The 17,910-nt window shown below is 55.1% G+C and carries 18 protein-coding genes; 15 read left to right on the forward strand and 3 right to left on the reverse strand.

All coding sequences use genetic code 11. The annotated features are described in order from the left end of the window. Window positions 1-4 precede the first annotated feature (4 nt). Complete coding sequence (lexA, locus tag NQT62_RS05195; protein WP_256763601.1) at window positions 5-709, reverse strand: transcriptional repressor LexA; 705 nt, start codon at window positions 707-709, stop codon at window positions 5-7. Window positions 710-1,008: 299 nt separating this feature from the next. Between lexA and yaaA the strand changes: the two genes are divergently transcribed. The 5 genes from yaaA to rlmD are packed head-to-tail and all read left to right on the forward strand — an operon-like array spanning window position 1,009 to window position 5,602. Beyond that, window positions 1,009-1,782, forward strand: coding sequence for a peroxide stress protein YaaA (yaaA, locus tag NQT62_RS05200; RefSeq protein ID WP_256764411.1), 774 nt, complete (start codon window positions 1,009-1,011; stop codon window positions 1,780-1,782). Next, window positions 1,782-2,552, forward strand: coding sequence for a 5'/3'-nucleotidase SurE (gene surE / locus NQT62_RS05205; protein WP_256763602.1), 771 nt, complete (start codon window positions 1,782-1,784; stop codon window positions 2,550-2,552). The genes yaaA and surE overlap by 1 nt, the downstream gene beginning before the upstream one ends. Window positions 2,553-2,556: 4 nt before the next feature. After that, a complete protein-coding gene (locus NQT62_RS05210) occupies window positions 2,557-3,297 on the forward strand; it encodes a protein-L-isoaspartate(D-aspartate) O-methyltransferase (protein ID WP_256763603.1) in 741 nt (246 codons plus the stop codon). 52 nt (window positions 3,298-3,349) lie between these two features. Further along, window positions 3,350-4,156 (forward strand): peptidoglycan DD-metalloendopeptidase family protein, encoded by an 807-nt coding sequence (locus NQT62_RS05215; protein WP_256763604.1) that lies wholly within the window; start codon window positions 3,350-3,352, stop codon window positions 4,154-4,156. A gap of 33 nt (window positions 4,157-4,189) precedes the next feature. Then, on the forward strand, window positions 4,190-5,602 hold the full coding sequence (gene rlmD / locus NQT62_RS05220; RefSeq protein WP_256763605.1) for a 23S rRNA (uracil(1939)-C(5))-methyltransferase RlmD: 1,413 nt from the start codon (window positions 4,190-4,192) through the stop codon (window positions 5,600-5,602). 196 nt (window positions 5,603-5,798) lie between these two features. On the opposite strand, the gene NQT62_RS05225 is transcribed toward rlmD, so the two are convergent. Beyond that, on the reverse strand, window positions 5,799-6,503 hold the full coding sequence (locus tag NQT62_RS05225; RefSeq protein ID WP_256763606.1) for a Bax inhibitor-1/YccA family membrane protein: 705 nt from the start codon (window positions 6,501-6,503) through the stop codon (window positions 5,799-5,801). A 223-nt stretch (window positions 6,504-6,726) separates the two neighbouring features. Here NQT62_RS05225 and ndk point away from each other — a divergent pair, with 223 nt between their 5' ends. From ndk to der, 8 genes are all read left to right on the forward strand, one after another. Further along, on the forward strand, window positions 6,727-7,152 hold the full coding sequence (ndk, locus tag NQT62_RS05230) for a nucleoside-diphosphate kinase (protein ID WP_256763607.1): 426 nt from the start codon (window positions 6,727-6,729) through the stop codon (window positions 7,150-7,152). A 104-nt stretch (window positions 7,153-7,256) separates the two neighbouring features. Further along, a complete protein-coding gene (rlmN, locus tag NQT62_RS05235; RefSeq protein WP_256763608.1) occupies window positions 7,257-8,399 on the forward strand; it encodes a dual-specificity RNA methyltransferase RlmN in 1,143 nt (380 codons plus the stop codon). Window positions 8,400-8,660: 261 nt separating this feature from the next. After that, a complete protein-coding gene (locus NQT62_RS05240; RefSeq protein ID WP_256763609.1) occupies window positions 8,661-9,881 on the forward strand; it encodes a RodZ domain-containing protein in 1,221 nt (406 codons plus the stop codon). A 140-nt stretch (window positions 9,882-10,021) separates the two neighbouring features. After that, a complete protein-coding gene (ispG, locus tag NQT62_RS05245; RefSeq protein ID WP_256763610.1) occupies window positions 10,022-11,281 on the forward strand; it encodes a flavodoxin-dependent (E)-4-hydroxy-3-methylbut-2-enyl-diphosphate synthase in 1,260 nt (419 codons plus the stop codon). A gap of 38 nt (window positions 11,282-11,319) precedes the next feature. Next, window positions 11,320-12,648, forward strand: a complete 1,329-nt coding sequence (hisS, locus tag NQT62_RS05250) for a histidine--tRNA ligase (RefSeq protein WP_256763611.1) — start codon at window positions 11,320-11,322, stop codon at window positions 12,646-12,648. Then, the gene (locus NQT62_RS05255) at window positions 12,645-13,292 is read left to right on the forward strand and encodes a YfgM family protein (protein ID WP_256763612.1); all 648 of its coding nucleotides are present in this window, start codon (window positions 12,645-12,647) and stop codon (window positions 13,290-13,292) included. Before hisS ends, NQT62_RS05255 begins: the two co-directional genes overlap by 4 nt. After that, window positions 13,289-14,455 (forward strand): outer membrane protein assembly factor BamB, encoded by a 1,167-nt coding sequence (gene bamB / locus NQT62_RS05260; protein ID WP_256763613.1) that lies wholly within the window; start codon window positions 13,289-13,291, stop codon window positions 14,453-14,455. Before NQT62_RS05255 ends, bamB begins: the two co-directional genes overlap by 4 nt. 8 nt (window positions 14,456-14,463) lie before the next feature. Beyond that, window positions 14,464-15,789 (forward strand): ribosome biogenesis GTPase Der, encoded by a 1,326-nt coding sequence (gene der / locus NQT62_RS05265; protein ID WP_256763614.1) that lies wholly within the window; start codon window positions 14,464-14,466, stop codon window positions 15,787-15,789. A 31-nt stretch (window positions 15,790-15,820) separates the two neighbouring features. Here der and NQT62_RS05270 read toward each other — a convergent pair whose 3' ends face one another. Beyond that, window positions 15,821-16,135: an Mpo1-like protein gene (locus NQT62_RS05270; RefSeq protein ID WP_256763615.1), complete on the reverse strand. Its 315-nt coding sequence runs from the start codon at window positions 16,133-16,135 to the stop codon at window positions 15,821-15,823. 159 nt (window positions 16,136-16,294) lie between these two features. Between NQT62_RS05270 and NQT62_RS05275 the strand changes: the two genes are divergently transcribed. Next, a complete protein-coding gene (locus NQT62_RS05275; protein WP_256763616.1) occupies window positions 16,295-16,768 on the forward strand; it encodes a CBS domain-containing protein in 474 nt (157 codons plus the stop codon). A 98-nt stretch (window positions 16,769-16,866) separates the two neighbouring features. Then, complete coding sequence (locus NQT62_RS05280; protein WP_256763617.1) at window positions 16,867-17,892, forward strand: NAD(P)/FAD-dependent oxidoreductase; 1,026 nt, start codon at window positions 16,867-16,869, stop codon at window positions 17,890-17,892. Window positions 17,893-17,910 lie beyond the last annotated feature (18 nt).

The raw sequence follows: 17,910 nt of genomic DNA on the forward strand, positions 1-17,910 counted from the left end.
CATGTCAGTGCAAGTGCCCTTGGCGAATCAAACCGACCGCCAAGCCTTCAATTGCAAAGCTGTCTTTGCGCAAGTCCACTTCGATGGGGGCGAACTCCGCGTTTTCCGCGTGCAATTCCACCGAATGGCCCTTTTTGAAAAACCGTTTTACGGTGACATCGTCGTTGACGCGGGCCACCACCACTTGCCCGGCCCGGGCTTCGGTGGTGCGTTTAACCGCCAACAGGTCGCCGTCCAGAATGCCGATGTCTTTCATGGACATGCCCCGAACCTTCAGCAGGTAATCGGGTTTGTCAGGAAAAAGGGCAGGGTCAACCGGCACATGTTTTTCAACATGTTCCTGGGCCAGAATGGGGCTGCCTGCCGCCACACGTCCCACCAGGGGTAGCTGCATGAATTGTTCGGCCAGCGCTGCAAGATGGTCGGCTGCTTTGTTGGCTGCCAAAGTAGCCGCTGCGGTGGCTTTGCCAGCCAACTCATCCAGCCCCTCGGCATAGTCACCCAGCAGGCGAATGCCCCGGGATGTGCTGGCATCCAGCGCAATCACATTTTTTTTGGCCAAAGCCTGCAGATGGTCTTCCGCCGCGTTGGCTGAGCGAAAGCCCAATGTTTTGGCAATTTCTGCCCGTGTGGGCGGCCGGCCAAATTGCGCGATTTGTTCACGAATCAGGTCCAGGATTTCTTGCTGGCGAGCGGTCAAGCCTTTCATGGTGGCACTCTCGAAGTGATGTGCTGTAATTATATCCAGTAAATTGAAAATTGCCAACCAGCAATTCACCACCAACCGGGTTGAATCCAATTGATTGCACCAGCGGTACAACAGACATCTTCGGGAGGGACAGCCTGGGAGACTCGGCCAAAGCGGGGCGACACGATTCGCCCCGCGGCCACCACACTGTTCACCCTGCCCAGTTTTTCCCGCCATCGGGTCCGCCCGTATCCTTTGCTTCCCCACTTCCTGCGATAATGTCGGTTTGTGTTTCATCCCCCATTCCGAGTTGCGCCATGTTGCTAGTTGTACTGTCGCCTGCCAAATCGCTGGATTACGAAACCCCTTTGTCCACCACGCTCAGCACCAAGCCGCAGTTTGTGCCGCAGGCTGAGGCTTTGGTCGACACGTTGCGCCCCATGAGTCCGGCAGCGTTGGGCGAACTCATGTCGATTTCCGACAAACTGGCAGTGCTCAACACCACGCGTTATGCCGAGTGGTCAACAACATTCACCAAACGCAATTCACGTCCAGCCGTGCTGGCCTTCAACGGCGATGTCTACGACGGTTTGGATGCCAAAACCCTGGATGAAGACGGTTTGAAATTTGCGCAAGCGCATGTGCGCATCCTGTCGGGCCTGTACGGCATTCTTCGCCCTCTGGACCTGATGCAGCCCTACCGATTGGAGATGGGCACCCGTTTGCCAAATCCCAAAGGTGAAAACCTGTACAGCTACTGGAAAGACACGATCGCGCCTGCACTCAACAAAGAACTGAAAGGCGAAAACCCTGTGTTGGTCAATCTGGCCTCAGACGAGTATTTCAAATCGGTGGATGTGAAAGCCCTGAAAGCCACTGTCATTGAACCCGTGTTTCAGGATGAAAAAAATGGCCAGTACAAGGTCATCAGTTTCTTCGCCAAAAAAGCCCGTGGCTTGATGGCCCGTTACCTGATTGACCATCGCATTACCGAGGCAGAGAAACTAAAAAAATTCAATGTCGATGGTTACAAATACGATGCCAAATCCTCCACCGATACCCGCTGGGTGTTTCGCCGCAAGGAGCCCGCGTGATGGCCTCGCACAGCATTCCTCGCATTCTCATCAGCAACGATGACGGGTACAGCGCCCCCGGTATTCTGGCCTTGCATGCAGCGCTGATTGAGCGCTTCGGCACAGCCATTCACCTCGATGTGATGGCGCCGGAGCAGGACCGTTCGGGTGCATCCAATTCGCTCACGCTGGACCGCCCACTGACCGTTCGCACGGCATCCAACGGCTTTCGTTACGTGAACGGCACACCCACCGACTGCGTACACATTGCAGTCACGGGTTTGCTGGACGAGCGGCCTGATCTGGTGCTTTCTGGCATCAACAACGGCGCCAACATGGGCGATGACACCATTTACTCCGGCACTGTGGCTGCTGCCATGGAAGGCTACCAGTGCGGTCTTCCCGCGATTGCCTTTTCGCTGGCTGGTAAAGGCTATGCACACCTGGACAGTGCTGCCCGTGTGGCGGCCGAAATTGTGGAGCGTTTTCTGGACAAGCCTCAGGGGCTTGAACACTGCCTGCTGAATGTGAACATTCCGCCTTTGCCCTACGACGAGTTGCAGGGTTATGAGTGCACACGGTTGGGCAAGCGCCACCATGCAGAGCCGGTCATTCCCACCACCAACCCCAAAGATGAAGTGGTGTACTGGATTGGTCCCCCAGGCAGCGCCAAGGATGCAGGCCCAGGTACCGATTTTTATGCGGTCAAGGCAGGGCGTGTGTCTGTGAGCCCGCTGAAGGCCGATCTGAGTGATTTCAACCTGATCAACACCGTGGCGGCCTGGCTGTAAACGCATGGACCAGAAGCCCCGTTTCAAGCCCGCCCCCGTGCTGATGCCGCAGTCTGCCCGCAAGGTGGACCGCGTGCCCGAGCGCATCGGTGGTTTGAGTTTGACCTCTGACCGAGCGCGGGCAAACCTGGTGGCCAAGTTAAAAACACTGGGCATTGCCAACCAGCAGGTGTTGGACGTTGTGGGTGCTGTGCCCCGTCACTTGTTTGTGGACGAGGCATTTGCATCACGCGCCTATGAAGACGCTGCCCTGCCGATTGGGCACCAGCAAACCATTTCGCGGCCGTTCACGGTGGCCCGCTTTGCGGAATACGCATTGCAAGGTCGAAAGTCGCTGGACAATGTGCTGGAGGTGGGGGCGGGTTGTGGTTATCAGGCAGCCGTGTTTGCCAGTCTGGCCAAGCGCGTGGTCAGCATTGAACGCATTGAGGCGTTGTATCACAAGGCTGTGCGGAACCTTGCTGCTGCTGCGGTCTCCAAAGTGAAGGTATTGCACGGTGATGGCCTCTTGGGCATGCCCGCGCTGGCACCGTTTGATGTCATTATTGTGGCCGCCGCCGGCCTGGATATTCCGCAGGAGCTGCTTCGGCAGTTGAAAGTGGGCGGGCGGCTGATTGTGCCTGTGGCCGATCAGGACAAACAGGTGCTGGTCACGGTGGATCGATTGACCGCCGATAAATGGCACCGCGAGAACAAAGACTTGGTTAAATTCGTGCCCCTGCTGAAGGGCACCCGTGAGGTTTAGGCTCACCGCCTGAGCCCACGCTTGGTATAGACATGGCATGGAGAAGAGAACAATGAAAAACACCCGTCACCTGTTGCTGCTTGGTGTGGCCTCTGCAGTGTTGGCTGCCTGTACATCCGTACCCTTGAACCAGCCGGCACCCGTGATTGACCGTTTGCCCACGCGCAATGTTGAAGGCGGTTACCAGGCTGTGGACGGCTATTACACCGTGGTTGGGGGCGATACGCTGTATAAAATTGCCCTGGAGTTTGGTCTGGATTGGCGCGAGTTGGCGCGCGCCAACAACATCAGCGACCCCAACAAAATTTTTGTGGGCCAGCGCTTGAAAGTGGAGGGCATTTCTTCTGCACCTGCTGTGGCTGGTGCAGGCACCACGACGGACAGCAATGGCGTGGAAGTCACCCCGGTTGCGCCTGCGGGTGGTGCAAAGCCCATCGAAGCCCCCAAGGTGATTGAGACCACCCCGGTTGAGCCGCCCAAACCGTTTGCCGCCACATTGGGCTTTGTTTGGCCCCACCCTGGTGAAGTGCTGCAGGGTTACAAAGCCGGTAGCAGCAAAGGGCTGGACATTGCGGCCAAGGTGGGCGACCCGGTGGTGGCAGCCCAGGCGGGCAGGGTGGTGTATTCCGGCAACGCATTGCGGGGCTATGGCAACCTGATCATCCTCAAACACGACAACAATTTGCTGACCGCCTACGCCCACAACAAAACACTGCTGGTCAAAGAGGGTGACCCGGTAACCAAAGGCCAGAAAATTGCCGAGGCAGGCCAGTCGGACGCCGATCGACCCAAACTTCACTTTGAAGTGCGCAAACAGGGCAAGCCTGTGGATCCCATGGACTACCTGCCCAAGCGATAAGCCATCCATTCACACTTTATTGAACAATTCAACATGGGACGCAGCAGAAACAGAACACCGGCCGCACCGGTCCAGGTGAAGCTGGTGGTCGAGTCCATCGACCTCGAAGGCAATGGCGTTGGCCATGTAGACGGCAAAGTGCATTTCGTCGATGGTGCCATTACGGGTGAAACCGTGGTGGCCGAGGTCACGCGAAGCAAGCCCTCCTATGCCAGGGCCATCACGCGGCAGGTGCTTTCCGAGTCCGCACTGCGTGTCAAGCCGAAGTGCCCACACTTTGGAACTTGCGGGGGTTGCGCTGTTCAGCACATTGAGCCCGATGCGCAGGTGGCCATCAAAAATCGTGCATTGGAAGATTTGTTGGAGCGCATTGGTCGACAAAAGCCTGAACAAATGATGCGCCCCATGGTGGGCCCGTTTTGGGGGTATCGCCACCGCGCACGCCTCACTGTTCGCTTTGTGGAGAAGAAAGGCGGCATGCTGGTGGGTTTCCATGAAAAAGGGTCCAGCTATGTGGCCACCATGACCGAGTGCCATGTACTGCCTAAGCGCATATCCGACTTGCTGGTGCCGATTGGCCGCATGCTGGAGACGCTGTCCATCTACACGCGCATTCCCCAGTTGGAGCTGGCTGTCGGGCATGAGGTCACTGCACTGGTGTTGCGTCATCTGGAGCCCTTGTCGGACGGTGATCTGAATACGCTGCGCGTGTTTGGGCAAGCCCACGGTATTGACTGGTGGCTGCAGCCGGAGGGCCCGGCATCGGCTTATCGTCTGGAAGCCGATGTGCCTCGGGAGTTGGCCTATCACATTCCAAGTTTTGGTGTGCAGATGCGTTTCCGGCCCACGGACTTTACCCAGGTCAACCATTGGATCAACGACTCCATGGTCAGTCGTGCGGTATCGCTATTGGACTTGAAACCCGAAGATCGCGTACTGGACCTGTTTTGCGGTCTCGGAAATTTCTCATTGCCTTTGGCCACCCGAAGCCGTTTCGTCAAGGGCTTTGAAGGTTCACAGGACTTGGTCGATCGAGCTGGTGCCAATGCGGTGCTCAACGGCCTTCAGGACAAAACCGAGTTTCATGTTCGCAACCTGTTCGAGGTTGAAAGCCCGGAATGGGAGAGTTGGGGGCAGTTCGACAAAGTGTTGATCGACCCCCCACGGGATGGGGCACTTGAAATTTGCAAAGCGATTGTGGGTGCAAAGCCTGCGTATCAGCCTCGTCGAATCGTGTATGTATCGTGCAACCCGGCAACCTTGGCCAGGGATGTGGCTGTGCTGTGTTGCGCGGGGCCATACGTGCTTAAACAGGCGGGGGTGATCAATATGTTTCCGCACACGTCGCATGTGGAGTCGATTGCTGTGTTTGAGCGCAAGGCCGATTGGGTACCGATCGGGGCGCCAGCGGAGCAGGGTGCAGCGACTGAGCTGCGCGCAGAATAACAAACGGGGCCCTAGGGGCCCCGTTTACGTTGGAGACTGGCCTCTCCAACTTGGCGGTCGATACTATATCGACCTGTCGAGCTTTCAGATTGCGCCTTTTGCAAACCGATTGCAAGTACTTTTCATGTTGCGCTGTGTCAAGAAAAGTCTTTTTCAACAAAGGTTTACGCGTGGTAAACCCCTGTTGATCCCACCATCAGTCGCGATCACCACCCGCAAATGCCATGAGCAACTGCAGCAAGTTGACAAACAGGTTGTACAGGTCCAGGTAAATGGCCAAGGCAGCGGTGATGTAGTTGTCTTCACCGCCGCGCATCACGCGCTGCAGGTCATACAACAAGAACATCGAAAACAAGCCCACGCACAGGGTTGAAATGGTCAGCGACAGGGCTGGCATTTTCAGGAAGATGTTGGCCACCGAAGCGACCAACACCATCATGAGCACCACAAACAAGGTTTTGCCCATGGTGGTGAAATCCCGTTTGGTCACGGCCGCGTAACTGGCCAAGCCAAAGAAAATAGCGCCGGTGCCCAGTGAGGCCATGGCGATGATCGAGCCGCCGTTGCTGTATCGCAGGGCGACCGACAAGATGCCCGACAGCATCAAGCCCATGAAGAATGTAAAGCCCAACATGAGCACCACGCCCAAGCCATTGTCTTTGTTGCGTTGAATACCCCAAACAAAACCAAACATGGCGGCCATCATGACCAGGAACGAGATGAGTGGGCTGCCCGCAAACAACCTGAAGAAGCCAAACTGAACACCCAAGGTGGCACCCAGCGCTGTCGGAATCATGGACAGCGCCAGCAAAAAGTAAGTGTTGCGCAGCACACGGTTGGTGTCTTGCACCACGACGGTGTCCGCGGATCGTCCAAACGAGGTTACGTTGTAGTCAGACATGGATGAGTCACTCCCTGATCAATGCCCATGCTCATCGGCGAACTTGGGCTGTGTGTGAATTTAGAGTAATGGTAGGGGCGAAAAGTTGCAAATCAAGCGCGTGAACGGGCCTAGAGGAAATTTTTTAAAACACTGCAAAGCAAACTTCACACAGACGGGCTATAATATAAGGCTAATTTCCTCAATCTTTTCAAACTTTTCGATCATTTCTGGAGTTGTCCTCATGGCAATCGAACGCACCCTGTCCATCATCAAGCCCGACGCAGTTGCAAAAAACGTGATTGGTCAGATTTATTCCCGTTTTGAAGGCGCAGGCCTGAAGGTGGTGGCTGCCCGCATGGCTCACCTGTCCCGCGCTGAAGCGGAAGGCTTCTATGCTGTGCACAAAGCCCGTCCTTTCTTCAAGGACCTGGTGGATTTCATGATTTCCGGTCCTGTGATGATCCAGGTTCTGGAAGGTGAGAACGCGATTGCCAAAAACCGCGAACTAATGGGTGCAACCAACCCCAAGGAAGCGGCAGCCGGCACCATTCGTGCCGATTTCGCTGAAAGCATTGATGCCAACGCTGTTCACGGTTCCGATGGTGCCGACACTGCGGCCGTTGAAATCGCCTACTTCTTCCGTTCCTCCCAGGTGTTTGCGCGCTAATTTGGGTGCATCGGCCAGGGTGCTTTGCACACGCCTGGCAGCATTGGTAAGCGAAGTGGTAAATTTGGCGGGGGCGCAGGCGCTCCCGCTTTTCATTCGAGCACATGGGAAACAACTTGGACAATCTGCTGGAATATTCGGTGCCTGAGCTGGTGCAGTGGTGCACAGCGTTGGGCGAGAAGCCGTTTCGAGCCAAGCAATTGGCCAAGTGGATTCACCAGGGCGGTGTCGCAGACTTTGAGGCCATGACGGACCTGGCCAAATCCTTCCGGCAAAACCTGCAAGCCAAAGCCTGTGTGCGTTCACCAGGTATTATTTCAGACCACAAGTCCCGAGATGGCACACGCAAGTGGTTGTTCGATGTCGGCAATGGCGACGCTGTAGAAACCGTGTTTATTCCCGAAGAGCGGCGCGGCACGCTGTGTGTCAGTTCCCAAGCCGGCTGCGCCGTGAATTGCCGTTTTTGTTCCACTGGCAAACAGGGTTTTTCCCGCAACCTGAGTACCGCCGAGATTGTGGCCCAATTGTGGAAGGCCAACGTGTTGCTGAAAGAGGCGGGCGACCATGTGTTCGCGCAAGAGCGACCGGTGACCAATGTGGTCATGATGGGCATGGGAGAGCCTTTGCTCAATTACGACGCCTTGGTTCCAGCCTTGCAATTGATGCTGGATGACATGGCTTATGGTCTGTCGCGCCGGCGGGTGACGGTGTCCACCTCGGGGGTGGTGCCGTTTATGGATCGTTTGTCGCAAGATTGCCCGGTGGCGCTGGCAGTTTCTTTGCATGCGCCCAACGATGCTTTGCGCGACCACTTGGTGCCGCTCAACAAAAAGTACCCACTGAAAGAGCTGCTTGACGCCTGCTTGAGGTACTTGCGTTTTGCGCCTCGCGATTTCATTACGTTTGAATATGTGATGCTGGATGGCGTCAACGATACGGTTGAGCATGCCCGCCAATTGCTGGATATTGCCAAGGTGGTGCCTTGCAAATTCAACCTGATTCCGTTTAATCCGTTTCCCGAGTCTGGTTTGCACAAGTCAAAGTCTCAGGCCATCAAGGCTTTTGTGGATATTTTGTCCGAGGCGGGCGTGGTTACCACCGTCCGCAAAACACGGGGCGATGACATTGACGCTGCTTGTGGGCAATTGGCTGGAGAAGTCAAAGACCGCACGAAAATCAAGCAGCGTCTTGAGTCGGTAGTGCCCGTGGAAATTCTCAAAGCCAGCGCAAAACGACGCCTTTCATGACGTTCCTGGGCAGTGGTTTGCTCTACAATGGATTTGGGTGTTGAGTATGCCAATGCATTCGGGTAGATGGGTTTTCAAAGCAGGTCGACTGTCTTAAAACCGATTTTTAAAACGTTGTTCAACTATCTGAATAGTTTATAAATTTCCTTGAACAACGGGACCGTGTTCGATTATTCTCTAATGGTAAGCTGCACCACCCGATTAAATGACCTATAACTAAAGAAAATGGCCATACCGATGTATGGCCACCGGAAACCCCAAATGATTGAAAACCGTGCGATGAGCAATAGCGACCTGACTGCATCTTCAGGTTCCAAGCCGGAGCCTGCTGTGAATCCCGACAAGCAACCCAGCTTGACGCTGTTAGAACCTGGGCAAAACCCTGGAGCCCTCTTGCGTTCGGCCCGTGAACGCGCCGGAATGACGCTGTCGGACATCAGCGGTCAAACCAAAATCAATGAACGCCAGTTGCAGGCCATTGAAAGTGGCGACACGACCAAGCTACCGCCCGAAACGTTTGCCAAGGCATTCATCAAGAGTTATTGCAAAGTATTGAAAATGGACCCAACGCCGGTGATTCTGGCGTATGGCTTGTCTGAACATTCCACGGTTGCGCGGGCAACGCAAGCAGCCAGTGAGCAAGCTGTTCGTTCTGATGTGTCCGAGGCGCGCATGCCCAGCACCTCTCGTCGTTTAACCAGCTTGAGTTTCGATCGAAAACCTGGCAAATCACTGGGCTATGGCATTGTGCTTGGTGCATTGGTGCTGATGGCTGTGTTCTATTTGCCCGTGTTGATGTCGGGAAAATCCAAAGAGGTTTCAGATTCTGCCGAGGCCACTTCGCCTGCGGTTGAGCAAGCTGCGCCATCGGTTCCCATTCCGGCTCCCGCCCAATCTGCAAATACGCCGACCGGTTCAGGATCGTCGATTGAACCCATGGCAAGCGCTGTATTTCCGGCATTGCAACAACCTGCCGCACCTGCACCGTCTGCTGCGCCATTGACCACGCCGGCCGCCCCTGCTGCACCTGCTGCACCTGCTGCACCTGCTGCACCTGCTGCACCTGCGGCTGCTGTGTCTGCGTCGCCATCGGCCAGCGTAGCGCCCAGCAACGTTACGCCCACCACCGCCGCCACGGTTGCCAATACACCAACACCCAGTAAGCCTGCTGCACCGGCCAGCACGGCGAACTTGACCAACAAGCCAGCAGCTGCACCAGCTGCGTCACCTGTTGCGAATGTCGCCGATTCAACATTGCGTTTTAATTTTTCTGAGCAAAGCTGGGTCACAGTGCGTGATGCCAATGATCAAGTGCTGATCTCCCAGTTGAATGCCGGCGGGTCCTCATTGGACGTCAAAGGCAAAGGTCCCTTCAAACTGATTGTCGGAAACGCCAAAGCCGTTCGGGTATTCAACAACGGGCAGTATGTTGATTTGGGCTCTTCCATTCGGGGTGAGGTGGCCCGATTGACGGTCCAGTAATCCACGATCGGTTGGTTGTGCAGCAGACCGTCCTCCACCGGGACGGTTTTTGATTTTTGTGACCTTGTATTCAGATCTTGAGTCGACCCACCGTCCCTTGATTCAAGCAACAAGGTCTCTGTTCATGTTCGGGTGTTACTGTGATCGCCAATACTCCTTCAATACGCCGTTCAACGCACCGCGTGGTGGTGCGCTGGAAAGATCATGCAGTTCAGGTGGGGGGGGGTGCGCCGGTTGTCGTTCAGTCAATGACGAACACAGATACTGCCGACGCTTTGAACACCGCGCTTCAGATTAAGGCGTTGTACCTGGCTGGTTCTGAGGTGGTGCGCATTACCGTGAACAACGATGCGGCAGCGCAGGCCGTACCCTACATCCGTGAACAACTCGACAAAATGAAAATTCCGGTGCCCATCGTCGGTGATTTTCATTACAACGGCCACTTATTGCTTCAAAAATATCCAGATTGTGCCAAAGCCTTGTCAAAATATCGAATCAATCCCGGCAATGTGGGATCCAGCCGGTCGAGGGACGACAATTTCGCGGCCATGATTGCCATGGCGATCGAATACGACAAGCCTGTTCGCATCGGGGTGAATTGGGGGAGTCTGGATCAAGGCCTGTTGGCCCGGATGATGGACGACAATGGTCGACGTGCAGAGCCATGGCCAGCCGAACAACTCATGTACGAGGCACTGATCGAGTCCGCCCTGTCCAGCGCCCACAAGGCTGTTGAGCTGGGTCTGCCGGCCGACCGAATTGTGCTGTCCTGCAAAGTCAGCCAGGTTCAAGACTTGATTGCTGTTTATCGTGAATTGTCCAAGCGCAGCGAGTTCCCCTTGCACCTGGGGTTGACCGAGGCAGGAATGGGCACCAAAGGCATTGTTGCGTCCACGGCAGCCATGGCGGTTCTGTTGCAGGAAGGCATCGGTGACACGATTCGGGTCTCTCTCACACCCGAGCCGGGCGGTGACCGGACTAAAGAAGTGGTGGTGGCGCAGGAAATATTGCAGTCCCTTGGTTTGCGGGCATTTACGCCCCAAGTGATTGCTTGCCCAGGTTGTGGTCGCACCACGAGTACAGTCTTTCAAGAGCTGGCAGACCAAATTCAAACCTACCTTCGAGACCAGATGCCAATCTGGAAAAATACTTATGCTGGCGTGGAGACCTTGAAGGTCGCCGTGATGGGGTGTGTGGTCAATGGTCCGGGTGAAAGCAAGCATGCCGACATTGGCATTTCCTTGCCAGGTACCGGAGAGGCGCCGTCTGCGCCGGTGTTTCTTGATGGACAGCGGTCTGTCACGCTGAAGGGCGACAACATTGCTCAAGAGTTTCAGAAAATTGTTCAACGTTATGTGGAACAAAGGTACGGTGCCTCCCGACAAGGCACCCAGGAATGAGCGACAATACCAGGTTGAATCAATTTCCAGTCGAATCCATGAGCCAGTCCGAGTCACAGGATCCATCCAATAAATCCAAAAAACCAGTCAAACTCCAGTCCGTCAAAGGCATGAATGATGTTCTGCCTGTTGAGGGTATTCATTGGGAAAACCTTGAAACCTTGTTGCGTGAATGGCTGACGGCTTACGGCTATCGCCTCATCAAAACACCTGTGGTGGAGCCCACAGCCTTGTTTCGCCGGGGTATTGGTGAGGTGACGGACATTGTTGAAAAGGAAATGTTCAGCTTCATTGATCGCTTGAACGGCGATGAACTGACGCTGCGTCCTGAATTTACTGCAGGCATTGCCCGGGCGACGATTCAGCACAACTTGACTTATGCAGCACCCCAGCGCGTGTACGCCATGGGCCCAGTATTTCGCCATGAGCGTCCGCAGCGGGGGCGATATCGGCAGTTTCATCAACTGGACGTGGAGGCCCTGGGCTTTGAAGGCCCTGATATTGATGCTGAACTGATCGTCATGTTGTCTCGCCTATGGCGTGACATGGGGTTGGAGGGTGTTCGTCTGGAAATTAATTGCCTGGGTGAGGCTTCGGAAAGATTGGCCCACCGGGAGGCCCTGATTGCCTACTTCGAGCAACATCAGGAGATGCTGGACGAAGACGCTCAGCGGCGCTTGCACAGCAATCCCTTGCGCATTCTGGACACGAAAAACCCAGCCATGCAGGCCATGGTGAATGCGGCGCCCAAGTTGTTCCAGTATTTGGGTGAAGCGTCGCTGGCCCATTACAGCGGCGTCAAGCGGTTGCTGGATGATGCCGGGGTGCCGTACATCGAAAACCCGCGCCTTGTTCGAGGTCTCGATTATTACAACCTCACGGTCTTTGAATGGATCACCGATGCCTTGGGTTCGCAGGGAACCATTTGTGGCGGTGGTCGATATGACGGCCTGGTGGAAATTCTGGGGGGAAAACCAACGCCAGCCATTGGATTCGCCATTGGCCTGGAGCGTCTCCTGGAGCTGTACCTGGAAAGTGCGCAGCCGGATGATGCAGCCGATCTGGATGTGTATGTGGTTCATCAGGGCGATGGCACAGCGCGTCGGGCATTTACATTGGCCGAGGAATTGCGAGACGCTGGTTTTGCGGTGGTTCTCCATGCCGGTGGTGGTGGGTTCAAGTCACAAATGAAACGAGCCGATGTGAGTGGCGCGTCGGTGGCGGTCATCCTGGGTGAGAACGAACTCAATAAAGGCACCGCAGCTGTTAAATTGCTGCGTGGTGAGGGAGAGCAAATGGAATTCAGTCAAGACACGCTGGCCGAATCAATTTTCGGTCTGCTGTATGGAGAAGGAGAAGCGCAGTGAGCCGTTACACACTCGAAGAAGAAGAGCAGATTGCCAATTTCAAGGCATTCTGGAACAAATACGGCAATTTCATCCTCACGGTGTTGATTGTTGTCTTTGGCAGTTTTGCTGCCAACAACGGCTGGAAATGGTGGCAGGCCCGGGAGTCGGCAGCCGCCGTGGCGCCGTATGAAAAGTTGGAAAAAGCATTGACCGATGGTGATCTGGCCTTGGCCAGCCAAATCCAGAATACGCTGAGCGCAGACCATGCCCGATCCCCCTATGCGCAGCGGGGTGCGGTGTTGATGGCGCGTGCATTGTTTGCCAAAGGGCAAATCAATGAGGCCAAAACGCAGTTGGAATGGGCCGTGGAGCATGCCCGGCAGGACGAGTTCACTGCGACTGCGAGCTTGATGTTGAGTGGCCTTCTGCTTGACGATAAACAATACGACAAAGCCGCTGCATTGCTGGAAAAACATTACCCGGGGTTTGAGGGCTTGTTTCACGACCGGAAGGGCGATATTGCGCTTGCGCGTGGCGATTCCGCCACGGCCAAAGCTGAATACGATGAAGCTGTGAAAACCATTCAACCCGATAGCCCCTGGAAGCCTGTGATTGAACGCAAACTGGCAGCGCTACCCAAAACAGGAGACAAAGCCCAATGAAACAGGTCATGAAATATGGTTGTGTGGCTGTGGTTTCGCTGGCCTTGGGTGGGTGTTCAACCTTGTCGTCCATGGTCAATGCCGTTAACCCGTTTTCCTCGTCGAAGGTGCGGCCTGCGGAGTTGGCCTCGTTCAAACCCGAGCTGTCCGTCAATACACGTTGGTCGGTGGATGTGGGTGACTCTGACCAAGGTTATTTCACGCCAGTGGCTTACGGCAATACAGTGTATGCTGCGTCTCAGGAAGGCAAGGTCTACGCCGTGGACAAAGCCAGCGGCAAGGTTCGATGGTCGGTCAAGCTCGACAGTAAACTAAAGTCGGGCGTGGGTGTTACCGCCGACACCGTCGCAGTGGTTGATGCAAGCAACCAGTTGGTCGCGCTCGATGGACAGGGCAAACCAAAATGGAAAGTCCCGCTGTCGGTGGATGCCATCAGCGTGCCGATTGGCACCCTCAATAGCATCCTGATTCGCGGCATCGATTTTTCAGTTAATAACTACGCCAGTGACAACGGGGCGCTGCGTTGGGCGTTCACGCGTCAGTTGCCACCCCTGACACTGCGGATCAATTCCACCGTGGACGTCAACAATGCCCGTGTATATGCCGGTTTCCCAGGCGGTCGCCTGATTGGTGTTGATCTCAACAATGGCGCGCAGGTGTGGGAGGGTGTGTTGGCCTCTCCCTCGGGTACCACCGAGATTGAGCGAATCACCGATGTCACTGGTTCGCCGGTGTACAACTTCCGTGAAGTGTGTGCCGCGTCTTTTCAAGGCCGTGTCGGTTGCCTGGATGCGGTGAATGGTCGCAGTATCTGGTCCACTGAGTTTTCATCACCCAATGGTGCATCGGTGGATGACCGTTATCTGATTGCATCGAACGAATTGGGCGATTTGTTCGCATTCTCCCGATCGGGTGGCAAGCAGGTGTGGCGAGTGGCCAATTTCCAGCGTCGTCAGCCCACTGCTCCGTTTGCCATTGGCCGTGCTGTGGCGATTGGCGATTTTGAAGGCTACGTGCATTTCATCGATCGAGACACCGGTAAAACAGTGGCCCGCACACAGGTGGGCTCGGCCGCATTTTCCAGCAACCCGCAGCCCGGCGACAGTGGCGAGCTGGTTGTTCAATCCAGAAAGGGCAAGCTGGCCTTGCTCAGTGTTCAGTAAGCGAAACCATGAAACCAGTCATAGCCCTGGTGGGGCGGCCCAATGTGGGCAAATCCACCCTGTTTAACCGTCTCACGCGCACGCGTGATGCGCTGGTGGCCAACCAGCCGGGGCTGACACGTGATCGCCACTATGGGGTGGGTCGCATCGGGTCGAGGGATTATCTGGTGATTGACACCGGTGGTCTGGAGCCGGTGGCCAAGGACGGCATTTACGCAGAGATGGCAAAACAAAGCCGTCAAGCCATCCTGGAGTCGGATTTGGTGCTGTTCATTGTGGACGGCCGGGCTGGCATTACCGCCCATGACCATGTGATTGCCGATGAGCTGCGCAAATCCAAACGGGAAGTGATTCTCGTCGTTAACAAAACAGAAGGGTACACCCACGCCGTTGCGGCGGCCGATTTTTATGAATTGGGTTTGGGTGAACCAGAGACCATTTCAGCCAGCCATGGCGACGGTGTGCGTCAGTTGATGGACATGGCCTGCGAGCGTTTGCCTCAGTTGCCGGAAGATGAAGAGGGTGGCAAACGCATCAAGGTGGCCATTGCTGGTCGACCGAATGTGGGCAAGTCCACCATGGTGAACACCCTGCTGGGCGAAGAACGGGTTATTGCATTTGACATGCCCGGTACCACGCGCGACAGCATCTATATTGATTTCGAGCGGGGTGACAAACCTTACACCCTGATTGATACTGCCGGCTTGAGAAAGCGGGGCAAGGTGTTTGAGTCGGTCGAGAAGTTTTCAGTGATCAAAACATTGCAGGCGATTGAAGACGCCAATGTGGTGATTTTGATGCTGGATGCCCAGCAGGACATTTCTGACCAAGACGCCTCAATTGCTGGTTTTATTGTGGAAGCAGGGCGTTCGCTCGTGTTGGCTGTGAACAAATGGGATAGCCTGGACGAATATCGCAAAGACCGGGTAAAAACCGAGGTCAATCGGAAACTTGCGTTTTTGGGCTATGCCAAGCTGCATTTCGTATCGGCAACCAAGGCATTCGGCATCGGCGCCATGATGCGCTCTGTGGACGAGGCCCATGCGGCTGCGTTTGCCAAATTGCCCACCCCCAAGCTAACACGCCTCATTCAAGAGTGCGTCGAACATCAACAGCCACCTCGCAAGGGCATTTTCCGTCCCAAAATGCGTTACGCCCACCAGGGTGGGCAGAATCCGCCCATCGTGGTTATTCATGGTACGGCGCTGGATGGTATTCCCGATAGTTATAAACGCTTTCTTGAAACCCGCATACGGGAGCGGTTTAACCTGACTGGAACGCCGCTGCGGGTTGAGTTCCGCAGCACTGTAAACCCCTTTGACAAGAAAGACTGAGCTCAATAGCAGTTCAGTCTTTGTCTGGGTGTCAGAACGGGATTTTTCGAGTCAGGATGTCTTTGTACATCACCCAGTCCCCCATGAAACTCCACAGGGGGTACTTGAATGTCGCCGGCTTGTTCTTTTCGAAGAAGAAGTGCCCAACCCAGGCAAATGCATAGCCTTGGATCAAACCACAAAAAAACCAAGCCGGATTGCCCGACAGACCAAACCGAATCAAACAATACAGCGCAATGCTCGAACCCACAAAATGCAATCGACGGCAGGTGAGGTTGCTGTGCTCAGCCAAATAGAACGGATAAAAATCCGAAAAACTCTGAAAGCGGTTGCCGGTTTTTGGCATGTGTCTAGTCTCCGTGTCTGTATGTGATGAGCGGTAGTGTATCGCGTCGGTTGGAAGTTGTTGCCTTGCCAATTTCAGAAGTCTGACATTCAGACTTGAAAGATCGGGCAGATGCGGTACGATGGAACAAAACCCCAAAAAATTGCAAGGAGAATGGTGATGAAAGTCAAAGAAGTGCTGCGCGTGAAGGGCAATACCTTGTTTACTGTGTCACCCGAAACATCGCTGTCGGATTGTGTGGTGACCATGGCTGACCATGATGTGGGCTCGTTGGTTGTGATGGACAAAGGCCGCTTGGCCGGTATCGTCACCTTCCGTGAAGTGATTCGTGTGCTGGCCAAACGTCAGAAAGAGCACCGAACTGGCCCAACACCACCCGTGGCCGAAATTGTAGTGAATGAAGTGATGAACACCTCACCCACCGTGGCCAACTTGGACATGGAAGTCGATGCCTTGCGAAAGCTCATGCTCGAAAATCACCAACGCTATTTGCCGGTCATGGATGGCAATACCCTCTGTGGTGTCATTTCTTTCCATGATGTCGCCAAAGCGGTGTTGGAGGAGCAGGGCTTTGAGAACAAAATGTTGAAGGGCTACATCCGCGATTGGCCGATCGAAGAAAACAGCAATTAATAAAATAGCCATTGGGTTGCCACAACCCGGTTGATCATTCAGCGGTACACGGGCCATGTTGCACGCTGAATGCCCACACTCGAGCAGTAGGAGTGATCATGTTGAACAAACGAGTTGCCATTGTCGGCGCTGGAATGTCCGGTTTGGCTTGTGCGCGGGAATTGGTTCGTCAGGGATGCGATGTAACCCTGTATGAAAAAAGCCGAGGTCCCGGTGGTCGCATGCCCACCCGCTGGTTGAATCGTGATGCAGAAGTTCCCCTCGGTTTTGACCATGGCGCCCAGTATTTCCAGGTGTCCAATCCACAGTTCCAACTCGTCATTGACCAGGCGCATTCAGACGGCGCTGCGGCGCTGTGGACAGGTCGTGTGGTTGACCTCAGTTATGGGGTGATTCAGGACCATGCGCCCGGTGCACGTCGCTGGGTTGGTACACCAGGCATGGCGAGTTTGGGCCGTTGGTTGTCCCAAGGCCTGACGTTGCACACCCAGGCACGGGTGGTTGGCGTCATGCGCCAGGGTGCCCATTACAAGGTTACTGTTCACTTGGGCGATGGAACGGTGCGTGTCGATCAGGGGTTCGATGCTGTGGTGTGCGCCATTCCTGCCGAGCAAACCCGTGACTTGTTTGAAGAATCCCATCCGGCATTGGCGTTAAAAGCCGCGCAGGTCAAGTCCACCGTCACGTGGACTGTGATGTTGAGTTTGCAGCAACCGCTGAAAATGGATTATGACGGGGCATTTGTGGTGGACAGCCCCTTGGGTTGGATCTGCCGCGACTCTGCCAAGCCGGGTAGGGCACCGGGTGAACGATGGGTATTGCAGGCGACCGCAGACTGGTCGTCTGTTCACCAAGACATTGCACCCGATGAAGCGCTTCGTCTCTTGCTGGACGTATTTTGCAATGTAACGGGGCAGTTTGTGGAGCCTCTTCAAATGACTGCGCACCGGTGGTTATATTCATTGCCTCTGAACCCTTGCAACGAAATGTATTATTTGGACGCGGCTCAAAATCTCGGCGCTTGTGGTGATTGGTTGGCAGGCGCGCGGGTTGAAGATGCATTTTTGAGTGGCCATGCCTTGGCCAACAAGCTGCTTCGGGCCTGGGATTCAGCCCTGGTCTGAATAATCCGATAAAATAGC

This window comes from Limnobacter humi, assembly GCF_024518835.1.
Lineage (GTDB): Bacteria > Pseudomonadota > Gammaproteobacteria > Burkholderiales > Burkholderiaceae_B > Limnobacter > Limnobacter humi.